The 16,840-nt window shown below is 66.3% G+C and carries 15 protein-coding genes; 5 read left to right on the top strand and 10 right to left on the bottom strand.

The window, feature by feature from the left end:
* Positions 1–19 precede the first annotated feature (19 nt).
* Complete coding sequence (ribA, locus tag BUA41_RS11055; RefSeq protein WP_072822774.1) at positions 20–655, top strand: GTP cyclohydrolase II; 636 nt, start codon at positions 20–22, stop codon at positions 653–655.
* Between the two features lie 55 nt (positions 656–710).
* Complete coding sequence (trhA, locus tag BUA41_RS11050; RefSeq protein ID WP_072822772.1) at positions 711–1,394, top strand: PAQR family membrane homeostasis protein TrhA; 684 nt, start codon at positions 711–713, stop codon at positions 1,392–1,394.
* A 133-nt stretch (positions 1,395–1,527) separates the two neighbouring features.
* On the opposite strand, the gene BUA41_RS11045 is transcribed toward trhA, so the two are convergent.
* Together BUA41_RS11045 and BUA41_RS11040 are read right to left on the bottom strand one after the other, a co-directional pair.
* On the bottom strand, positions 1,528–2,466 hold the full coding sequence (locus tag BUA41_RS11045) for a carbon-nitrogen hydrolase family protein (RefSeq protein ID WP_072822770.1): 939 nt from the start codon (positions 2,464–2,466) through the stop codon (positions 1,528–1,530).
* A 16-nt stretch (positions 2,467–2,482) separates the two neighbouring features.
* Positions 2,483–2,941 (bottom strand): GFA family protein, encoded by a 459-nt coding sequence (locus tag BUA41_RS11040; protein ID WP_072822768.1) that lies wholly within the window; start codon positions 2,939–2,941, stop codon positions 2,483–2,485.
* Between the two features lie 222 nt (positions 2,942–3,163).
* Here BUA41_RS11040 and BUA41_RS11035 point away from each other — a divergent pair, with 222 nt between their 5' ends.
* Together BUA41_RS11035 and BUA41_RS11030 are read left to right on the top strand one after the other, a co-directional pair.
* A complete protein-coding gene (locus tag BUA41_RS11035; protein ID WP_072822766.1) occupies positions 3,164–6,265 on the top strand; it encodes an ATP-binding protein in 3,102 nt (1,033 codons plus the stop codon).
* A 14-nt stretch (positions 6,266–6,279) separates the two neighbouring features.
* Positions 6,280–6,534, top strand: a complete 255-nt coding sequence (locus BUA41_RS11030; protein ID WP_072822764.1) for a DUF4242 domain-containing protein — start codon at positions 6,280–6,282, stop codon at positions 6,532–6,534.
* Between the two features lie 150 nt (positions 6,535–6,684).
* On the opposite strand, the gene BUA41_RS11025 is transcribed toward BUA41_RS11030, so the two are convergent.
* From BUA41_RS11025 to BUA41_RS11000, 6 genes are read right to left on the bottom strand one after another with little or no spacing between them, the layout of a single operon-like run.
* Positions 6,685–8,247, bottom strand: a complete 1,563-nt coding sequence (locus BUA41_RS11025; RefSeq protein ID WP_245791904.1) for a Na+/H+ antiporter NhaC family protein — start codon at positions 8,245–8,247, stop codon at positions 6,685–6,687.
* Positions 8,244–8,873 carry a glutathione S-transferase family protein gene (locus tag BUA41_RS11020; protein WP_072822762.1) on the bottom strand — a complete coding sequence of 210 codons (630 nt, stop codon included), beginning with the start codon at positions 8,871–8,873 and terminating at the stop codon, positions 8,244–8,246. The genes BUA41_RS11025 and BUA41_RS11020 overlap by 4 nt, the downstream gene beginning before the upstream one ends.
* Positions 8,874–8,933: 60 nt before the next feature.
* Complete coding sequence (djlA, locus tag BUA41_RS11015; protein ID WP_072822760.1) at positions 8,934–9,704, bottom strand: co-chaperone DjlA; 771 nt, start codon at positions 9,702–9,704, stop codon at positions 8,934–8,936.
* Between the two features lie 33 nt (positions 9,705–9,737).
* Positions 9,738–11,678 (bottom strand): 1-deoxy-D-xylulose-5-phosphate synthase, encoded by a 1,941-nt coding sequence (gene dxs / locus BUA41_RS11010; RefSeq protein WP_072822758.1) that lies wholly within the window; start codon positions 11,676–11,678, stop codon positions 9,738–9,740.
* 10 nt (positions 11,679–11,688) lie between these two features.
* A complete protein-coding gene (gene ispA, locus BUA41_RS11005; RefSeq protein WP_072822756.1) occupies positions 11,689–12,579 on the bottom strand; it encodes a (2E,6E)-farnesyl diphosphate synthase in 891 nt (296 codons plus the stop codon).
* Positions 12,576–12,842: an exodeoxyribonuclease VII small subunit gene (locus BUA41_RS11000; protein ID WP_072822754.1), complete on the bottom strand. Its 267-nt coding sequence runs from the start codon at positions 12,840–12,842 to the stop codon at positions 12,576–12,578. The genes ispA and BUA41_RS11000 overlap by 4 nt, the downstream gene beginning before the upstream one ends.
* A 311-nt stretch (positions 12,843–13,153) precedes the next feature.
* On the opposite strand from BUA41_RS11000, the gene serA reads away from it, so the two are divergent.
* Positions 13,154–14,404: a phosphoglycerate dehydrogenase gene (serA, locus tag BUA41_RS10995; protein ID WP_072822752.1), complete on the top strand. Its 1,251-nt coding sequence runs from the start codon at positions 13,154–13,156 to the stop codon at positions 14,402–14,404.
* A gap of 60 nt (positions 14,405–14,464) precedes the next feature.
* On the opposite strand, the gene BUA41_RS10990 is transcribed toward serA, so the two are convergent.
* Both BUA41_RS10990 and BUA41_RS10985 read right to left on the bottom strand, forming a co-directional pair.
* Positions 14,465–15,583: an endonuclease/exonuclease/phosphatase family protein gene (locus BUA41_RS10990; protein ID WP_072822749.1), complete on the bottom strand. Its 1,119-nt coding sequence runs from the start codon at positions 15,581–15,583 to the stop codon at positions 14,465–14,467.
* 32 nt (positions 15,584–15,615) lie between these two features.
* Positions 15,616–16,791 carry an amino acid deaminase gene (locus tag BUA41_RS10985; protein ID WP_072822747.1) on the bottom strand — a complete coding sequence of 392 codons (1,176 nt, stop codon included), beginning with the start codon at positions 16,789–16,791 and terminating at the stop codon, positions 15,616–15,618.
* Between the last annotated feature and the right edge of the window lie 49 nt (positions 16,792–16,840).

Here is a 16,840-nt window from a genome sequence, read left to right as displayed (position 1 = left end):
GCGTTTACCGAGGTTCAATGTGACGATCCGCTTCATCGCCGCCTCCAAGCTGCCCACCCCCTGGGCCACCTTCACCATGCACGGTTTCGAGGACGAGGCCACCGGCAAGGATCATGTCGCCCTGACCCTGGGTGACGTGGCCGATGGCGCGCCGGTGCTCGGTCGCGTGCATTCGGAGTGCCTGACCGGCGACGCCCTGTTCTCGATGCGTTGCGACTGCGGCTATCAACTTCAGGAGGCCCTCAAGCGCATCGCCCTGGAGGGGCGCGGCGTGCTGCTCTATCTGCGCCAGGAAGGGCGCGGCATCGGCTTGCTCAACAAGATTCGCGCCTACCACCTGCAGGATCAGGGCTTCGATACCGTCGAGGCCAACGAGCACCTGGGCTTCGGCGCCGACCTGCGCCGCTACGACCTGTGCGTTCCCATGCTCGAGCACCTGGGGGTCGCCGCCCTCAAGCTCATGACCAACAACCCGCGCAAGGTCGATGCGTTGACCCGGGACGGCGTGACCATCACCGAACGACTGCCGCTGACCACGGGCTTGAACCCCCACAACGAACAGTACCTATCGACCAAGGCCGGCAAGCTCGGCCACCTGATGGCCCTGGACGACTTCACCCAGGCCAGCGACGAGGACAAGCATCGCCAGCCCTGACCTCGCACTGGTGGCTCGTGGCCTGGACCCATCCCCCTACGGCGGAGGACTTCCGATGAGCCGATCGCACCCTGACCACGGCATCGACCACGCCAGCGAATACAGTTTCCTCGAGGAGCTGTTGCACAGCATCAGCCACGGTGTCGGCGCGGCCCTGAGCCTGGCCGGCATGACGGTACTGATCGTGCTGGCCAGCCTGGCGGTACAGGTCGATCCCTGGAAGATCGTCGGCGTGAGCCTCTATGGCGTTACCCTGGTGCTGCTCTATACCGCCTCGACAATCTATCACGGCACCCGCCATCCCCGGCTCAAGCGCATCTTCAAGCTGCTCGATCACTGCGCCATCTACGGCCTGATCGCCGGCACCTATACCCCCTTCCTGCTGGTCAACCTGCGCGGCCCGCTGGGCTGGACGCTCTTCGCCATCATCTGGAGCCTGGCGCTCGGCGGCATCGCCCTGAAGCTGATCCGACCGCACCGCTTCGAAGTACTGCGGGTGGCGATCTACCTGGTCATGGGCTGGCTGATCCTGGTGGCCGCCGGCGAGATGGGCGAATATCTCTCGACCACCAGCATCATCTTGCTGGTGGCCGGTGGCGTCACCTACACGCTGGGCGTGATCTTCTACGCCATTCGCGCCATCCCCTATCATCACGCCATCTGGCATCTGTTCGTCCTCGGCGGCAGCGCCTTTCACTACTTCGCGGTGTATACCGCGGTGCTGCCGTTCAAGGCATGAAGCCTGAAATTGGCGTTCCAGCCTGACAACCACCGTGGCGAAAGGACGGTCAGGATCGGCCACGTGACTCGGACCGATCCTGGACGGATCATGCCGGCGATCATCGCCTCCGGCAGTACAGTGGCGAGTCCCGTCAATCTGCGAACACCAGCGGTGGAAAGGGCTTTCGGTTCACCGAGAGTGAAAAGATATCCGGCCGGGCATAGTGTCCGCAGACATCGAGGGAGCGTCTTGCCCGCCGCGCCGCCTCTGCATCGATCTCGGCATAGAGGATACCCTTCTCGCGGTGGAGCGGACCGGCCACGACATCGCCCGAAGGAGCGATGACGACGGCGTTTCCGGGGTTGATCCATTCCTCCGGCGGGTAGAGCCTGTCGCGTTCGGGGAAGGTGGCGGGTATGTCGCTTCCCTGGATGGCCGTGGCCGTGCCGACCACCCAGCAGCCGCCTTCCTTGGCGATGTGTCGCAGGGTGGCAAGGCCTGCGTCGCTGGCATCCCAGGTCGGATTGACGAAAATCTCGAGATCCTGGGCGTAGAGCGCATAGCGCGCCAGCGGCATATAGCTTTCCCAGCAGATCAGGCTGCCGAGCCGTCCTGCGGGAGTATCGACGACCCTGAGCCCGGTCGCGTCGCCCATGCCCCAGACCATGCGTTCGGGATTGGTCGGCATCAACTTGCGATGGCGGTTGAGCAGCGTGCCGTCCGGACCGATCACCACCACGGTATTGAAGAGGGTGGTGCCGCTGTAGCGCCCGTCGAGTTCGTGGATTCCCACGACGAGGGTCACAGCATGCTGGGCAGCCGTGTCCTGTAGGGATTGCAACCCCGCGCGGCTCAGGTCGACGGCATTGTCGCGCAGCCTGGCGTGGATCTCGCTGGACAGCGCCATGTCCCCGCCCGGTTTGAGACGCCAGACCCAGGTCGGATAGCCGGGGATATAGGCCTCCGGAAACACCAGCAGGGTAGCGCCGTTGCCGGCCGCCTCGTCGATCGATGCCAGCATCTGCTCGATGGTCTCGTCCCGCCGGAGCAGCACCGGCGGTTTTTGAATCACCGCAACTATCGTGTTCATGGCGACATTTCTCCTCTCATTCCGGTAGCAGAATGCCGGTTCCACCCATGTCGGTGGAAAGATCCCGTTGTTTCGGAAGACCGTCCCGCACCGGTAGCACCGCCTCCCGGTAGTGGACGTGCAAGGACGGCGTGAATGTCAGCGCAGGAAGCATGGCGGCATAGACGTCCACCACTCCCCAGGGGGGATGTTCGGTCAGAAGATGCCCGCCGCAGCATTGACACCATTTGCGGAGGCTTTTCTCGGTCTTCTGGAAACCGGCGACATTGTCGGCCCCCTTGGTGATCCTCACGTTCTCCGGCTTCCACAGAGTGAAGGCATTCACCGGGCCGGCCGACCACGAGCGACAGGCGTCACAATGGCAATAGCCCATTGCGACCGGTTCGCCCCTCACGGCGAGTTCCACGGCGCCGCAGAAGCACCTGCCCGTATAGGAACTTTCGTGGGTACTTCCATGAGTGCTGTCATTGACCATGATAGGTCTCCTTCCATTTGAGTGTTTGTGCTAGCGCGTGATCGTGCTCGTGGCAATCGAGGGTGCGGCTCGCCTGTTCGGGGACGAATCAGGTTTGGCTTACCCTGCTGACCGAAGAACACAGTCATGAGGCGGGCGCCCAAGTGCTAGACTGGAAGACAGCCGTGGGAACGCCCGTGGGAATTCCCATGGGAATGACTCCCGAACGGACAGGAAACGCACATGGGAGGCCGCCCTCTCGAACTTCATCTACTGGGCGAATTGCAACTCGTCGCCGATGGACGGGAGGTCACCCTGCCGGCCTCGAAGAAGACTCGTGCGCTGCTTGCCTACCTCGTCGCCACCGGCGGACCGCATCGCCGCCAATGGCTCTGTGACCTGTTGTGGGAGGGGCCGAACGACCCACGCGGCGAACTACGGTGGAGCCTGGCCAAGATTCGGCCTTTGCTCGACATCGGCGGGACGATCCGCCTGGAGACGGACCGGTCGCGGGTCGCCTTCGCGTCGCCCAAGGCGGTGGTCGATCTCACCACGGTCCGAGAACTGCTCAACGATATCCCGAACGCGTCCCTGGCGACGCTCAGGGCCGCCATTGCGCTATTCCAGGGCGAGTTCCTGGACGGGCTCGACCTGCCGGCCTGTTACCGCTTCCAGGCGTGGTGTCTGGCCGAACGCGCGGCACTCAGTGGGCTACGGCTCGCAGCCCTCGGTGCCTTGGTCGAGCGGCTGGACGGCAGTCCTGAAGAGGCGCTCGTCCAGGCTCGCGCCCTGGTGGCGATCGATCCCTTATCGGAAGACGGACATGCGCATGTCGTGCGGCTGCTCGGTCGGCTGGGGCACCGACGCGAGGCCCTAGCGGAGTACGCGCGGGCTCACCAGGTACTCGAACGCGAGCTGGGGGCGACGCCTTGCGGTGCCTTGGAGCGAGCCCGACGCGCCATCGCACCGAAATCATTCGCGCCACAACCATGGCAGCCCGAAGCAGAGAAGATCGAAGCGGAAGCCACGACCCAATGCAGACCTCATGGCGTCGTTCCGTTCGTCGGCCGGCTTACGGAGCGTGCCGAGATCGACCGGCTGGTGTCGGCAGCCGCCGAAGGCCGGTCAACGCCGGTCCTGCTCATCACCGGCGAGCCCGGCATCGGCAAGAGCCGGCTGCTCGAGTATCTCGTCGAGCGCATGACGATGACCGGAGCTTGCTGCCTCAAGGGGCGCGCCTTCGAGGCGGAAGCGGCGCGTCCCTATGGAGTCTGGAGCGATGCCTTGCGCGCGCTGCCCGCCGGCGCCATCCCCGAGGAGGCCCGACAGAGCCTGGTGCTGCTCCGGCCCGACCTGGGGCCACCGCCGGCGGTGGCGACGGACCGCGCCCGGCTCTTCGAGGCGATTCTCTCGCTGTTGAATCATTTTTCCCGGCAGGCGCCGCTGGTCATGGTGCTGGATGACCTGCAGTGGCTCGACGAGGCCTCGTCGGCGCTCTTCCACTATGTGGTCAGGACACTGCCTGCCTCGAACGCCGTACTGTTCGCCTGCGCCGTCCGGCCGGGCGAACTCGAGGACAACCCTGCCGTGGCGCGTACGCTACGAGCCCTCGAACGCGACGAGCGCGTGCTAAGGCTCCCTCTTCGGGTGTTGAGTGCGACGGAAACCGCCGAACTGGTGCGAGCCGTCGACCCTGCCATCGATGTCGCGGCGATCTCTGGGGAGAGCGAGGGCCATCCTCTCTTCGCCCTGGAGCTCGCCCGGACATACCGCGAAGGGCGCCATCGGCCCGGGCGCCCGCTGCAGGCGGTGATCGCGCAACAGGTCGACATGCTGGACGATCCCTGTCGGGGTCTCGTCGCCTGGGCCGCGGCGATAGGCCGGACCTTCGGCCCCGACCTGCTGGTCCGGCTGGCCGGCCTCGAGATGCCGGCGCTCCTCACCGCCCTGGAGGGGCTCGAGCGGCGCGGCATCGTTCGGGCGGTCGATGCCGACACCTATGATTTCGTTCATGACCTCGTGCGCCAGGCCGCGTATCAGCAGATCTCGCAGCCGCGTCGCAAGCTGATGCATCGGCAACTCGCGCAAGCCCTCGACGAGAGGGTCGAGAGCGAAGATGACCTGGCAACCGATCTTGCCCGCCACGCGGAACTGGCCGGTAATCATGCGCTCGCGGCTCGCGCCTGTGTGATCGGCGGCGAGCGGAGCCTGCAGCTCTTCGCCAATGCCGAGGCGGCGGCGCTGGCCAGGCGCGGTCGCGCTCATCTCGACCGGCTGCCGGACGGCCCGCTTCGCCGCGAGCTACTGATCGGCCTCTTCAAGGTCGAGCTTCTGGCCGCCGCAGGGCCTGCCATGCGTTCTCCACCGCAGATGGTGAACGAGCTGGTGAAGGCGGTCAGCGATGCCGAGGCGGCGGGTTTGCACGCGGGGGCGGCGACGGGTCACTACCTGCTCTCGGTGTTGCACCAGGAACGGGGCGACACCCCCCGTGCCCGACAAAGCACGGTGAGCGCCGCCGAGGCCGGACGCGGGGCGCACCGGCAGACGCTCGCCCGCCAGCTTGCCAACACCGCGCGCTGCCTGATCGAACTGGAGACCGAGGTTCCGCGGGCGCGGGCCCTGCTGGGAGAAGCCGAGACCCTCCTCGGGCCCGCTGGTGAACGCGTCTGCGAACTGCAATGGGGCTGCGGCCTGCTCGAGCGCTGGGAGGGACACAACGAACGCGCAGCCGCGCGAATCGAATGCGCGCTCGACCTCGCCCGGGATGTACAAGATCGCTGGCGGGAGTACCAATGTCTGTCCTGGCTCGCCGTGATCGAATTCGAGCGTGGCCGATACGCCGTTACCACGGAGCGATGCCGGCAGCTGCGCGCGGTTGCCGTAGAGCTGGCCGAGAATGAGGCCCCGGTCGCCGATGCGCTGGAGGCGCTCGCCGACCTCGCCGAGAACGGCGCGCAAGCGTTTGACCGGCTGGAGACGGCGTTGTCGCGGCTGCGGATCGTGGACGACAAGAGTTATCTCGCCTACGCCCTGAATACGGCCGCGTCGCTCTATCTTCGCCGAGGACAGCTCGACGTGGCACAGGCTTTTGCCCAGGAAGCGCTGCGCGCGGCGACTGCCATGCAGCGGCATGGCGAAGTCACCATTGCCGAGGCGACACTGGCGCGACTTGGCGGGCGGTGTCGTGTGGGCGCTTCGGACAGGGCGATCAGGCGCTTATCCAAGCAAGCCGCCGACCGCGATCGGCTCAATGCCCGGGCGCAGGCGGCCCTCGACGAAGCGGCAGCCGTCGTCCTTGCCGCTCCCACCCTGGCGCCGACGCCCATCAGGGAGAAACCGCGCTGAGGGGGAGATAACGCATGCTGCACATCATCGTTGAACGAAACTTCGCCACACCCCTGACCGACGCCGAGCTGAAAGCGACCGAGGCGCGCATGATGCCGTGTCTCGATCTCTACCGGGTCCGCTGGATTCGCAGCTACTGGTCGGCCGACCGGCGACGGATGATCTGCGAATATGAAGCGCCAGACGCCGCCAGCGTGAAGTCGGTGCAGCGCGAGGCCGAAGCCGCGTTCGACCGTGTCTGGTCGGCCGAGGTACTAGGCGAGCCGTGATCTCGGCGGTCGCCCGTCCGTTGCCTCCGTCCTGAATTCAAGGATGTGGGTCCGCTATCGCCGTCTCGATGCGCAGTACAGCGAGGGAACGGCGTTGCGAGACAGCCGCTGCTCGAGGCGGCGTCGATGTGAGCAGGCTATGGCCATGGTTCAGCCCTCAGGGACGTCGCTACTGATTGGACGACTGCCCCACAGCCGGCTCAGCAGATAGGCCAGCAGCAGCAGCGTGACGATACCGGCACCCAGCGCCGCGAGCGCCGACCCGGTCATCCCGGCGACGAAGAAGGCGACGATGGCGGAGCCGCCGGCACTCAGCGCATAGGGCAGCTGGGTGCGCACATGGTCGATGTGGTCGCAAGAGGAGCCCGCGGAGGAGAGGATGGTGGTATCCGAGATCGGCGAGCAGTGATCGCCGAAGATGCCGCCGCTGAGCACTGCGGCGATGGCCAGGGCCAGGGGCAGGTCGAGTGCCGCCGCCACCGGCATCGCGATGGGGATCATGATGGCGAAGGTGCCGTAGGAGGTGCCGGTGGTGAAGGCGACCACGGCACCGATCAGGAACAGCAGCACGGGAATCAGGCCTGGCGAGATCCCCTGCTGGGCCAGGGTCACGATGTAGTCCGCGGTGCCAAGTTCCGAGGCGACGCTGCCGATCGACCAGGCCAGGGTGAGAATGATGTAAACCAGCGTCATGCTCTTGAAGCCGGTGACCACGATCTCCATCGCCTCGCGGAAATCGAAGCGCTTCTGCTGCATGCCCATGGCCAGCCCCACCAGCGAGGCGAGGAAGGTCGCGATCAGGATCGACTTGCCGCCCTCGGCCTCGCCCACGGCGGTCACCAGGTCGTTGGCGGGAAAATCGCCGGTCCACAGGAACAGCGGTGGAATCAGGCCTACCAGCACCGCGATGGGCACCAGCATGTCGCGCTTGCGGGACACCTGGGACGAAGCGTCGGCCATCTCGCGCACTTCTTCGTCGGAGGGCGGCTGCGCGCCCTCGGCCAGCAGTTGGCCGGTGGTGCGGGCACGATGCTCGGCCCGGGCCATGGGACCGAAATCCCATTGAGTGATCACCACCAGCAGGATCATCAGCAGGGTCAGCCACGCATAGAAGTTCAGCGGGATCGACGTCAGGTACATCAGGTATTCGGAGCCCGAGACCCCCAGCGCATTGAGCTGGGTACCGATCAGCCCCATCACGAACACCACCCAGGTGGAGACCGGCCCCAGCAGGCACATGGGCGCCGAGGTGGAGTCGACGATGTAGGCGAGCTTCTCCCGGGAGACTCGCATGCGATCGGTGATCGGGCGCATGACGCTGCCCACGGTCAGCGCGTTGAAGTAGTCCTCGAAGAAGATCAGCACGCCGAAGCCCAGCGTCGCACCCTGGGCGCCCCGAGGGGACTTGACCTTGGTTGCGATGCTGCGGGCGATGGCCTGGGCGCCGCCGGTGCGCTGCAGAATGGTGATCAGCACGCCGAACAGGCCGCAGTAGATCAATACGGTGGCGCTCCACTCGTCTCCGACGCTGGGGATGATGAAGTCGCCGAAGCTGGCATAGAGCCCGGTCGCGGGGTTCCAGCCGTTGAGCATGGTGGCGCCCAGCCAGACACCGCAGAATAGCGCGGGAATGACGTTGCGCGTGACCAGTGCCAGGACGATCGCCAGCAGCGGGGGCAACAAGGAGAGGAGTTCGAATTGCATATCGCTCATTCACCCGCTTCCCGGGCCGCCTCTTCGCGACGGCAAGCTTCCTCTCGCGCCGGCCGCGCGTTGCAGCGTTGGCGGTAATCCTCCAGGACGGCAGGCAGCGGCTGCTTGGCGCTCTGCGCCCAGCTCAGGGTGTGCCCCAGCAGGATATCGGCGATGGTGAAGTCGTCGCCCAGCAGCCAGCCCTCGCCGTCGAACCCACGCTGCAGCGCCGCCAGGGCGCGCTGGAACTCCCAGGCGGCGGTGGGAATCACGGCCGGTGCGCGGCGCTCCTGCGGCAGGGCGAACTTGTGCTTGGCCTGGGTCCAGAGCGGTTGCTCCAGCTCGCTGACGATGAAGAACAGCCATTGGTCGAGGATCGCCCGGCGCTCGGGCTCGGCAGGGAGCAGTCGCCCCTCCCCGTAGCGTTCGGCCAGGTAACGGCAGATCGCCGCCGACTCGAACAGGGTCAGTTCACCGTCCTGCAGGGCCGGCACCTTGCCGTCGGGGTGACGGGCCAGGTAGTCGGCGCCCTGCCCGCCGCCGGCGGCCAGATCGACGTACCGGCAGGCATACTCGAGGCCCAGCTCCTCAAGCGTCCAGGCGACCCGCAGCGAACGACTGTTGGGGTAGGAATAAAGGGTGATCATGGCGTGTTACCGTCGTGAGGGTTATCCCCAGTGTAGTCCCCGGCATTTCATCGGCGCCTTCTAGGCAGCCTGGCGTTCCCGGGACTTCCTGATCAATTCGTAGGCCGTGCTGATTTCACTGGTGCGTTCCTTGGCCACCTCGCGCATGCTCTCGGGCAAGCCCTTGCTGGCCAGCTTGTCGGGATGGTTCTGGCTCATCAGGCGGCGATAGGCGCGCTTGACCTCGGCATCACTGGCCGAGGCATCGATCCCCAGCACGCAATAGGCATCTTCCAGGGACTGCCCCGACGTGGTGCCCGCTGCCTGGGAACCACCGCGTAGCATGGCCTCGATCCGCTGGATATCCGCTTCGCTGAAGCCCAGACCTCGCGCCACCCGCAGCAACATGTCGTGCTCGGCAGGATGCAGCACGCCGTCGGCGGCAATGGCCGACAGCTGAACCTGCAGGAACAGTTGCAGCAGAGCTTGCTGCCCCCTGGTCACCTGGCGAAGGACCGCCAGCTCGGCGTCCAGATCGAACTCCGGCGACTTGCCTCGAGTGAAGGACGCCCGGGCCCGTTCGCGCTGGGTCTCATTGAGACGCAGGCGTTCCCACAACCGCCGGGAGGCGTCGAGCTCGGCCTGGGTGACCTGGCCGTCCGCCTTGCACAGGCAGCCCATGACCGCAAAGGTGGAGTCCAGGAACTGTCTTTGCGTCTCCAGCAGCCTGCCCAGGAGGCTGCGCCGCAGACGACGAACGAGCCAGTAGGCGAGCCCCGCACCGATCAGCATGCCCAGCAGGTCGCCGATCAGGTAGCCCAGTACGCCTCCGATGATGACGGCGATCAGCATGAGCCCCCCCGCAAGATGAAGCGGTCGTTCTCTCTATTCACGCTGTCCCTCCCGGTCGAGACGTTGGCGAATGGATGCCTCGATGCTTTCGGCATCGAGCCCGCACTCGCGGAGCAGTTCTGCCGGCTTGCCATGCTCGATGAACGCATCCGGCAGGCCCAGGTTGAGCACCCCCGCCCGAACGCCTTCGCTGGCCAGCAGTTCATTGACGGCGCTGCCCGCCCCCCCGGCGACCGCGTTGTCCTCCAGGGTCACCAGCAGGTCGTGGTGGCGCGCCGCCTCGAGCACGGCGTCACGATCCAGCGGCTTGACCGAGCGCATGTTGAGGTGGGTGGCATCGAGGCGTTCGGCGGCCTCGGCGGCCGGCACATTCAGGCTGCCGAAGGCGAGCAGCGCCACGCGCTTGCCCCGGCGGCGAGGTTCGGCGCGTCCGATCTCGAGCGCCTCGAGATGGTCGGGAACCGCCGTGCCGGGGCCGGTGCCCCGTGGGTAGCGCACCGCCGCCGGCCCCGCATGGTGGTATGCGGCACTCAGCATCGCCCGGCATTCGGCCTCGTCCGCCGGCGCCAGTATCACCATGCCCGGCACGCAGCGCAGGTACGAAAGATCCAGCGCCCCGTGATGGGTCGGGCCGTCTTCACCGACCAGCCCGGCCCGGTCGATGGCGAAGGTCACGTCGAGCTGCTGCACGGCGACATCGTGAATCAACTGGTCGTAGCCGCGCTGCAGGAAGGTGGAGTAGATCGCCACCACCGGCTTCATCTTCTCGCAGGCCATGCCGGCCGCCAGGGTCACCGCATGCTGTTCGGCGATGGCCACGTCGAAATAGCGCTCCGGGTATTCCTTGGAGAAGCGGATCAGGTCGGAGCCTTCGCGCATCGCCGGGGTGATGCCGATCAGCCGCTTGTCGACCGCCGCCATGTCGCACAGCCAGTCGCCGAACACGCTGCAATACTTGCGTGGCTTGGCCCTGGGGGCTACCGGCGGCTGCCCGGCGGGCCCCTGAGCAGGCGCCTTGGGCGCCGATGTGGCGGTCTCCTTCTCGAGCTTGGTGATGGCGTGGTAGCCGATGGGGTCGGCCTCCGCCGGACGAAAGCCCTTGCCCTTGCTGGTGCGGATATGCAGGAACTGGGGGCCATCCAGATCGCGCAGGGTACGCAGGGTATGGATCAGCCGGGGCAGATCGTGACCGTCGATGGGGCCGATGTAATTGAAGCCCATCTCCTCGAACAGGGTCGCCGGGCTGACCATGCCCTTCATGTGCTCCTCGGTGCGCCGGGCGATCTCCAGGGCGCCGGGAAGATGCGCCAGCACCTTCTTGCCGCTCTCGCGCACCGTGGTGTAGGTGCGGCTGGCGAAGACCTTCGCCAGATAGCTGGCCATGCCGCCGACGTTCTCGGAGATCGACATCTCGTTGTCGTTGAGGATCACCAGCAGATTGGCATCGACGTGGCCGGCGTGGGCCAGGGCCTCGAAGGCCATGCCGGCGGTCAGGGCGCCATCGCCGATCACCGCGCAGACACGACGCTGCTTGCCCTGGGTTCGCGCGGCCAGCGCCATGCCCAGGGCGGCACTGATCGAGGTGCTGGAGTGGCCGACACCGAAGGTGTCGTATTCGGATTCGATGCGCCGGGGAAAGGCCGCCAGCCCCCGGTACTGGCGAATCGAGGTCATCGCCTCGCGACGCCCGGTGAGGATCTTGTGCGGGTAGGCCTGATGGCCGACGTCCCACACCAGACGATCGTGAGGGGTATCGAGTGCCTGATGCAGGGCCACGGTCAGCTCGACCACCCCCAGCCCCGCCCCGAAATGGCCACCGCTGCAGCCGACGCTATAGAGCAGGTAGGCACGCAACTCGTCGGCCAGTTCGAGCAACTGGACCATGCTCAGGGCGCGCAGGGCGGCAGGGGTATCGATGGTGTCGAGCAACGGCGTGGCCGGACGCTCGACGGGGATCTCGTCGAACAGCTTCATAAGGGCTCTTTCAGTAATCGCGCTCGATCATGTAACAGGCCAGGTCGGCGAGCGGTGCGCCGGCATCGCCCAGCGGGGCCAGGGCGTCGAGAGCCTCCTCGAGGAGCCCCCGGGCCTTGGTACGCGCGACGTCGAGGCCAAGCAGGGCCGGATAGGTCGGCTTGTCCCGGGCCGCATCGGCACCCGACGTCTTGCCCAGGGTCCGGGTATCGCCCACCACATCGAGGATGTCGTCCTGGATCTGGAAGGCCAGCCCGATGGCGGCGCCGTAATCGTCCAGCGCCATCAGCCGTGGATCGGTCTCGGCGACCCCGGTCAGTCCACCGAGACGCACGGCGGCACGAATCAACGCCCCGGTCTTGTGGCGGTGCACGTTGGCGAGGGTCTCGACATCCAGGCGATCGCCCACCGTCAGCAGGTCCAGCGCCTGTCCGGCCGCCATGCCTTCGCGGCCGGCGGCCCGGGCCAGGGCACGTATCATGGCCGCCAGTCGCGGGTGCGCGGCATCGGCCAGCAGCTCGAAGGCCAGGGTCTGCAGGGCATCGCCGGCGAGGATCGCGCTGGCCTCGTCGAAGGCGCGGTGCACGGTGGGCTGTCCGCGGCGCAGGTCGTCGTCGTCCATGGCCGGCAGGTCGTCGTGCACCAGGGAATAGGCGTGAATCAGCTCGAGGGCGGCGGCGGCGGGGTCGAGCTCATCCTCTTCGGCACCCACCGCACGGCCGGCGGCATAGACCAGCAGCGCCCGCAGGCGCTTGCCATTGCCCAGCACACCGTGGCTCATGGCCGCCTCGAGTCGTGGCGCGACCGTGTCACGATCGGCGAACAGCGCCGCCAGCACTTCATTGACCCGGGCCCGATCGGCATCCAGGCGCAGCGGCAGTTCAGCCGCGTCAACACTCATTCCTGGTCTCCGAACGTATTCGCGGGATTGTCGAAGGCCGCCTCCTCGAGGGACCCGTCGGGCTGTTCGACCAGGGCCCGCACCTTCAGCTCGGCCTCGTCGAGGCGCCGCTGGGCATCCCGGCTCAGCCTCACGCCCTGCTCGAACGCCGCAAGAGACGCCTCCAGCGACAGTTCGCCGGATTCCAATCGCGTCACCAGCGCCTCGAGCCTCTCGAGGGTGGCGGCAAAGTCCTCGGGGGCCTGGTTGTCCGTGTCTGCCATCACGCTACTCGCCTGTCCAAGCGGGCTCATCGAGGTAGGCCACCCGGGGTGGGCCCAACCCCATCGAACGGGATGCCTTCGAGCACTGCGGCCTCTGCGACACCCCGGAGGCATAGTATACACACTCCCTGCCGGGGTGCGTCTGCCCCCGATGCGCACCCGGTCGCGGAAGAGACGGCGTCCGGGTGTCGATCCGCAAGCGATTTCATCCCGATATTCCCTGGCTGTGCTACGATAGCGCCCCCGCTTGACAAGCAAGCCAAACACCATATCGAGAGCGCGGTCCCCGCCGCCGTAAGGGTTGATCAGAAATGGCCAAGACCTCCCTGGACAAGAGCAAGATCAAGGTTCTCTTGCTTGAAGGCATCCACCAGTCCGCAGTGGACGAGTTCCTGAACGCGGGTTACACCAATATCGAACACCTGCAGACCTCCCTGGACGAAGAGGCGCTGATCGACAAGATCCGCGACGTCCACTTCCTCGGTATCCGCTCGCGTACCCAGCTCAACGAGCGTGTCTTCGCCGCGGCGGAGAAGCTTACCGCGGTCGGCTGCTTCTGCATCGGTACCAACCAGGTCGACCTGAATGCCGCCCTGACCCGCGGCATCCCGGTGTTCAACGCGCCCTACTCCAACACCCGCTCGGTGGCCGAACTGGTTCTTGCGGAAACCATCATGCTGCTGCGCGGCATCCCCGAGAAGAGCGCCCGTGCCCACCAGGGCGGCTGGCTCAAGTCGGCCAGGAATTCTCACGAGGCGCGGGGCAAGACCCTGGGAATCGTCGGCTACGGCAGTATCGGCGCCCAGCTCTCGGTACTTGCCGAATCCGTCGGGCTCGACGTGATCTACTACGACGCGGTCACCAAGTTGGCCATGGGCAACGCCCGCCAGGTGGGCAGCCTGCAGGAACTGCTGGCCCGGGCCGACGTGGTCACCCTGCACGTGCCGGACGTGCCCTCGACGCGCTGGATGATCGGCAAGGAGCAGATCGCCCTGATGAAGCAGGGTGGCATCCTGATCAACGCCTCCCGGGGCAGCGTGGTGGTGATCGAGGAACTCGCCGAGGCGCTGAAGAACGGCAAGCTGCTGGGCGCGGCCATCGACGTCTTCCCGGTCGAGCCGAAAGGCAACAACGAGGAGTTCGTCTCGCCGCTGCGTGGCCTGGAGAACGTGATCCTCACGCCGCACATCGGTGGCTCGACCCTGGAGGCCCAGGAGAACATCGGCATCGAAGTGGCCGAGAAGCTGATCACCTATTCCGACAACGGCACCACCATCACCTCGGTCAACTTCCCCGAGGTCTCGCTGCCGGCCCACCCGGACAAGCATCGCCTGTTGCACATCCACGACAACGTGCCCGGCGTGCTCTCCGAGATCAACCACGTGCTGTCGGAGAACCAGATCAACATCGCCGCCCAGTACCTGCAGACCAACGACAAGGTCGGCTACGTGGTCATCGATGTCGACAAGGCCTATGGCGCCCAGGCCCTCGAGGCCCTCCGGCAGGTGGAGCACACCCTGCGCCTGCGCGCGCTCTATTCGGATGCCAACTTCGATAGTTGACGTGGATAGTTGACGCGGCGTTGCACTCGCGACCGCCGACACCGGTCGGCGGTCCTCCCCTCATGATCCACTCGCCTGGTCGGCCTCTTCTCGGGCCTTCTCGATCGCTATCTTCGCCTCGCCCAGATCGTCATCGGCAAGCGCCGGGGCCTCCTGCCTGTCGGCAAGTCCGGGACGATGGCAGAGTTCGACGAACACCGGGTAGTGGTCCGAGCCGAAATCCGGCTGGCGCTCGAAGGTCACGAGGCCGAGCTCGTCCTGATAGATCACGTGATCGAGGGGCCAGGCGATGATCGGGTTGTGGGCGTCGTAGGTGGGGTAGAGGCCTCGGCCCACCCGCGGGTCGAGCAGGCTGCCGATGCGCAGGGTGCGACGAAAGACGCTCTCCCAGGCGACTGCGTTGAAATCTCCGGCTAGAACCGATGGCACACCGTTGTCGCGACTATCCCGGGCCGTGGCCAGCAGCTGGGCATCCCGCGCCAGGGTCGACTGGGACCAGTACAGAGGCGGGCGCGGATGCAGGCCGTGGAAGTCGATCGCCTCGTTGCCGGGCAGTTGCACCTGAGCGTTGATCGCCGGGGTACGCTCATCGAAGCGGAAGCGGATGCGTGGCTCGAGCAGCGGGTAGCGCGACAGCAGATGCATGCCGTAGGCCGCATGTCGCCGGGGAATGTACTGCATGCGATGAGGCAGGCCATCGTTCAGGGTATCGAGACGACGATCCCACCAGGCATCGGTCTCCATCACCAGAAACAGGTCAGGGTCGGTATCGCGCACGATCTCGAACAACGCCTCGGCATGCTCGTTGGCCTTCTTCACGTTGGCGATGAGCAGCCTGAGCCGCGATGCTTCGGGGCAGGCGCCCACACGTTCGGCAGGAACTTCCAGCGGCAGCACATAGGGATAGAGATAATAGAGGTGCGAGGCCAGTGCCACACCGGCCAACGCCGTGACGAGCCAGTCCCGCATGCGCCGGAAACCGCCCAGCAGCATGTGCAGGACAATAAGCGCTGCCAGCGCGATGGCGATCTGCAGCCTGGGATAATCGAGATAGCGAACCCACCAGAGGTTGCTTTCGACGAGAGGCAGCAACGAGGCGATCGCCAGGAGGGCCAGCAGCGGCACGATGAGCCAGCGATCGAGTCGCTCGGGGAGCGTTTTTCCTTGCTTGCGTGCCATTCGGGCCTCCTTGTCCGGCGGTCGAGAGGGGGCTAGAAGAGGGTTTCCATCACCTCTTTCACATCGAGTCGCTCGTCCACCAGGCAAAGCCGCCGCCACTTGTCGAAGGTCAGGCACGGGTGGGAGGTGCCGAAGGCCACGATATCCCCGATACGCAGGTCATCCGCGCCACGAGGCAGACGCACGAAAGCGTGTTGATCCATCAGCCGGGTGACCTCCCAGCCGGTCACGTCGAGCGCCTCGCCGGCACGCCCCCCTTCCCGGTAGCGCCTCAGCGGTTCGGGCATCCGGTCGGTGCCGATATCGCGCTTGCCGAGTGCGACGATGGCCAGGCCCGGCTCTGGCAGCGACTGTACCTGGGCGAAGACCTCCAGCGCCGGACGCAGCCCCTTCCGCAGATCCACACGCCTCGCCAGCACGCCCCGTTGCGCCTCGCGATAAATACCGTGGTCGTGGGTCACGTAGCAGCCGGGGCGCAGCACCGGAGTGAACTGCTCGCGCAGCCCTGCCGTGTCGAAGGCTTCGGCGATCAGGTCGTACCAGGCCGAACCGGAAGCGGTGATGAGCGGCTCGCTCACCTCGACCAGCCCTGCACGGTGCAGCGTCTGGGCAACCTCGACCAAGCGAGCGGCATAATCACGAATACGCCGCTCGGGATCATCGCCGTGCACCACGCCTTCATACCCCTCTATCCCGGCGAGCCGCAATGCCGGCTCGACAGCGATGACCCGAGCCAGCTCGAAGGCCTGCTCATGGGTGCGACAGCCGGCACGCCCACCCGGGACGCCCAACTCGATCAGCACCTTCAGATCCTGCCCACGTGCCGCGAAGAAGCGTCCCAGCTCGGCAACATTGGCTTCGGAGTCGACCACGCAATAGAAGTCCGCCCCGGCCTCGATCAACTCGGCGACGATCGCCATGTTGGCCGCACCGACGAGCTGATTGGCCAGCAGCAGGCGCTCGACCCCGTGCACGAAGGCCGCCCGGCACTGGGTCGCCGTGGCCAGGGTGATGCCCCAGGCGCCTGCCTCGAGCTGACGCCGAAACAGTGCCGGGGCCATGGTGGTCTTGCCGTGGGGAGCCAGGCGCGCCCGGTGACTGTCAGCGAAGCGCTGCATCCAGGCCAGGTTGTGGGCCAGTGGCGCCTCGAGGATCGCCGCCGCCGGCAGGCTGACGCCGGCAAGCAGCGACGGACCTGTCTGGGGCATCCCCTTTTCATGGCTTTCCTGACGTCTGCGTCTGGTAGGCACGTGATAT

The organism is Modicisalibacter ilicicola DSM 19980, from assembly GCF_900128925.1.
GTDB classification, from domain to species: domain Bacteria; phylum Pseudomonadota; class Gammaproteobacteria; order Pseudomonadales; family Halomonadaceae; genus Modicisalibacter; species Modicisalibacter ilicicola.
The sequence above is the reverse complement of the archived record's forward strand: the minus strand, read 5'-3'. Positions and strand labels throughout refer to the sequence as shown.

Excerpts from the sequence above, each read along its gene's own strand:
- trhA (WP_072822772.1), top strand. The coding sequence starts at position 711 with ATGAGCCGATCGCACCCTGACCACGGCATCGACCACGCCAGCGAATAC.
- BUA41_RS11045 (WP_072822770.1), bottom strand. The coding sequence starts at position 2,466 with ATGAACACGATAGTTGCGGTGATTCAAAAACCGCCGGTGCTGCTCCGG.
- BUA41_RS11040 (WP_072822768.1), bottom strand. The coding sequence starts at position 2,941 with ATGGTCAATGACAGCACTCATGGAAGTACCCACGAAAGTTCCTATACG.
- BUA41_RS11035 (WP_072822766.1), top strand. The coding sequence starts at position 3,164 with ATGGGAGGCCGCCCTCTCGAACTTCATCTACTGGGCGAATTGCAACTC.
- BUA41_RS11030 (WP_072822764.1), top strand. The coding sequence starts at position 6,280 with ATGCTGCACATCATCGTTGAACGAAACTTCGCCACACCCCTGACCGAC.
- BUA41_RS11025 (WP_245791904.1), bottom strand. The coding sequence starts at position 8,247 with ATGAGCGATATGCAATTCGAACTCCTCTCCTTGTTGCCCCCGCTGCTG.
- BUA41_RS11020 (WP_072822762.1), bottom strand. The coding sequence starts at position 8,873 with ATGATCACCCTTTATTCCTACCCCAACAGTCGTTCGCTGCGGGTCGCC.
- djlA (WP_072822760.1), bottom strand. The coding sequence starts at position 9,704 with ATGCTGATCGCCGTCATCATCGGAGGCGTACTGGGCTACCTGATCGGC.
- dxs (WP_072822758.1), bottom strand. The coding sequence starts at position 11,678 with ATGAAGCTGTTCGACGAGATCCCCGTCGAGCGTCCGGCCACGCCGTTG.
- ispA (WP_072822756.1), bottom strand. The coding sequence starts at position 12,579 with ATGAGTGTTGACGCGGCTGAACTGCCGCTGCGCCTGGATGCCGATCGG.
- BUA41_RS11000 (WP_072822754.1), bottom strand. The coding sequence starts at position 12,842 with ATGGCAGACACGGACAACCAGGCCCCCGAGGACTTTGCCGCCACCCTC.
- serA (WP_072822752.1), top strand. The coding sequence starts at position 13,154 with ATGGCCAAGACCTCCCTGGACAAGAGCAAGATCAAGGTTCTCTTGCTT.
- BUA41_RS10990 (WP_072822749.1), bottom strand. The coding sequence starts at position 15,583 with ATGGCACGCAAGCAAGGAAAAACGCTCCCCGAGCGACTCGATCGCTGG.
- BUA41_RS10985 (WP_072822747.1), bottom strand. The coding sequence starts at position 16,791 with ATGCCCCAGACAGGTCCGTCGCTGCTTGCCGGCGTCAGCCTGCCGGCG.